At 39.6% G+C, this 2,872-nt stretch carries 2 protein-coding genes; both read right to left on the reverse strand.

Going from position 1 to position 2,872, the window contains the following annotated elements; translation table 11 throughout:
• Nucleotides 1-248: DUF5703 domain-containing protein (locus JWQ54_RS14720; protein ID WP_299586017.1), on the reverse strand; the 248-nt coding region annotated here is incomplete at its 3' end.
• Between the two features lie 102 nt (nt 249-350).
• The gene (locus JWQ54_RS14725) at nt 351-1,994 is read right to left on the reverse strand and encodes a polysaccharide lyase (protein WP_299586019.1); all 1,644 of its coding nucleotides are present in this window, start codon (nt 1,992-1,994) and stop codon (nt 351-353) included.
• Nucleotides 1,995-2,872 lie beyond the last annotated feature (878 nt).

A 2,872-nucleotide genomic window follows, 5' to 3' on the forward strand; every position in this document is an offset into this window, starting at 1 on the left:
CGCCCTAATTTAAGGAAGGTATTATTTTCATCAAATGTGCCGCTTTTAGCAATATAAAAATATAGATCACCATTTTCTACCCAAAAATTTAACCCGATATCGCCGCCACCGCAAGGCATCGATTCGCCTGAATTTTTACTTTGGCTGTTCCATACCAGGTTATATGCTTTTAGTGCGCCCTGCTGTGCATTAACCTTAAAAAAGGTAATGCCTGCTAACATGCATAAAAGCAGAAGATTTGGTCTCATATAAAGTGATATTAGTTTAATGATATATACCAACTAATATACACTTTATATGAACCATAAAAATGGATAAAGCGCCCATTACAATACTGATGTTTTTATTGATTAATTCAAGGGCGTTACAGTTTTCAGTGGAACAAGGCTGTTTAAATAAATTTCAATATTTGTATAACCGCCGCCATTTTTGGGGTATAAGGATGCATCACCGGCATTATGCGGATTTAGACCATGTTTAAGCTCATAATCATCAGGCATGCCATCATGATCAGTATCTTTGTAAGGGGTGCCTTTATATTCCGGATAGCCGCCAACCTGTGAAACATCTGTAATGATGCCATTTTTGTAGGAGTCATCGGGTAAACGATGTTTAACCCATTGGCTTCCTGTGTGGTTGTCCGTATTCTCTTTATAAGTAATTTTACCGGTTCTTACCTCCTCAACAATGCGTACATCAACCGCATCTCTTTTTGGTAATGAGCACCCTACATTAGCCATCACAAAGTCATAAGCCTCTTTAGCTGTAATAAGAGAGATTTTAGCCATTGGAAAAGGTTTATCAGCACGTATGCTGTCTGAATATCTTCCTGCATCAGGCATGTCGCCTATTTGAATACCGCCATCCCAGTTGTTTTTGGTTACTCTTTCATTACCATCAATTATATTACCGTTGGCATATATACGACCAAAAGTATTGGAATATCTTTTATCCCTGCCTGATTCCGGTTTTAGTATGCGGTGACCTATAGGTTTATCAATCGGTGTAATAGGGCCCGGCTTATAATAGTTATTGATAAAATTAAACAGCGAATTATTATCCCCACCGTCGGCACTGCGGTTCCACCAGTTAAATATTACATTATTGGCAAATCCAAAATCGCCGTACATACCAACAGAAGGGTTTCTACTGATATTATTGGCCCATAAATTACGCATAAATGTACTGTTCAGGCCACCAATTGTACTTCCAAAAGCATGGTTATAAGTATCAAGCGCTTCGGCAAATATGGTGTTTTGAATAGTAACATTAACAGTGGGTAGTTTTTCACCGGTTTTTCCTTTACGGTCATACACATGCCTGTATATTGATATTACTTCATCCAGCCCCCAGCTTCCTGATACATGGTCTATCATGATATTGCCAACAGGGTTGCCGCCTAAAGCATCATCCCTGCCGGCAACATCTGTTGCTCCCCTGCGAAAGCGAACAAATCTTATTACTACATCATGGGTATCAATCCATACTGATTCGCCTGCTATGCAAATCCCGTCACCGGGCGCGCTTTGTCCCTCAATGGTAATATATGGCGCCCTGATACTGATGGGTTGTTTTAATTGAATAATACCTGCCACATTAAATACAATGATACGGGCTCCTCCCTGTTCGCATGCTTCCCGTAAAGTTCCCGGACCCGAATCAGCCAGGCTCGTTACCTCAATTACCTTACCGCCACGACCGCCAAAAACGTATGCTCCGCCACCTTCGGCGCCCGGAAATACAGGGATCTTTGCCTGCGGCAGATCAGATGGTTTAGCTGCCCATGGTACAAAGGGCTTGCCGTTTTTTTCGTCCTGCTTTATGGCTGGCATCGCTTTTTCAAAAGCAACATCCGACCTTTGTTTTTCTATAGCCGCTATAGAGTCTGATTTTGCCTGCATTGCAGGGGGGACACGGGGATATTGCGCGCTGGCTTTGTTAAAAGCACCAACCGAAATTATAAGTACAATTGCAATTTGAAGTTTTTTGTTCATAATAATAGTATAAATGGTGTGTTAACATTTTTACACTAAGCAGTAATAGCGTTACTAAATACACTTAGCTGATCATTCAGATCATTAGCTTTTTCAAATATGCATACTACTTAAAATCATTTCATATAGGATTTTTTCTATACGTTATACAATATTAGCTTACCTGATCAATTAGAACATAAACACACCACTTTGGTGCACCCTAATAGGCTCGAACTGGTAAAAAAATTTGAACAACCATGTCGCATCAAAAAAAAGATATATCCGGAATGTTTTTTTTGACAAAAAAGGCGGAAAACTACAAATTTTTCACACTTTAAAACTACAAATTTTTGTTACTGTTTTGTAACTGAAAAAAGTATAACTTGCTGATAATAATAGGTGAAGTATTTTCTGTATCGGGAAAATAAGCCTGCCAAATTATCGCCAATTACTACAGCGTACGGTCGGCGCACCAGTACCTGTCGAGGTATAACGTATTTATCGCCTCGTTAGTAGCATCCTTCCGTACTTGCGTATACTTATTCTCTGTTGGAAAAGGTGTCTTTTCATTTGCGCGAGACAATTTACATCATTGTAAAACTCTTATCTAAATTTCCAATTCTTCGTAAATTTTCGATGAATTGGTTCGAAAAACGCTCAGTGTCTGGGAGCAGTGGGTTCGAACCATTAAAAAAATTGAACAGCTTATGGAAACTTATTTAACCAATAGGCGAGGGCGCATATCACCGATACGGAAATGCAAAAAATTAATACAGGTCGCAATGGCCCATACAATCTGCATAAAGGTTACTTTGATCGCTGTCCAACTTGCCGTTGATTAAGCCTCTTCAGGCTCAATCAAATCGTCTGTTAATGCGTTAATGTCCCGTATCACT

Origin of the sequence: Mucilaginibacter sp. (genome assembly GCF_028288225.1) — a bacterium.
Taxonomy (GTDB): Bacteria; Bacteroidota; Bacteroidia; order Sphingobacteriales; family Sphingobacteriaceae; genus Mucilaginibacter.

Excerpts from the sequence above, each read along its gene's own strand:
- JWQ54_RS14725 (WP_299586019.1), bottom strand. The coding sequence starts at position 1,994 with ATGAACAAAAAACTTCAAATTGCAATTGTACTTATAATTTCGGTTGGT.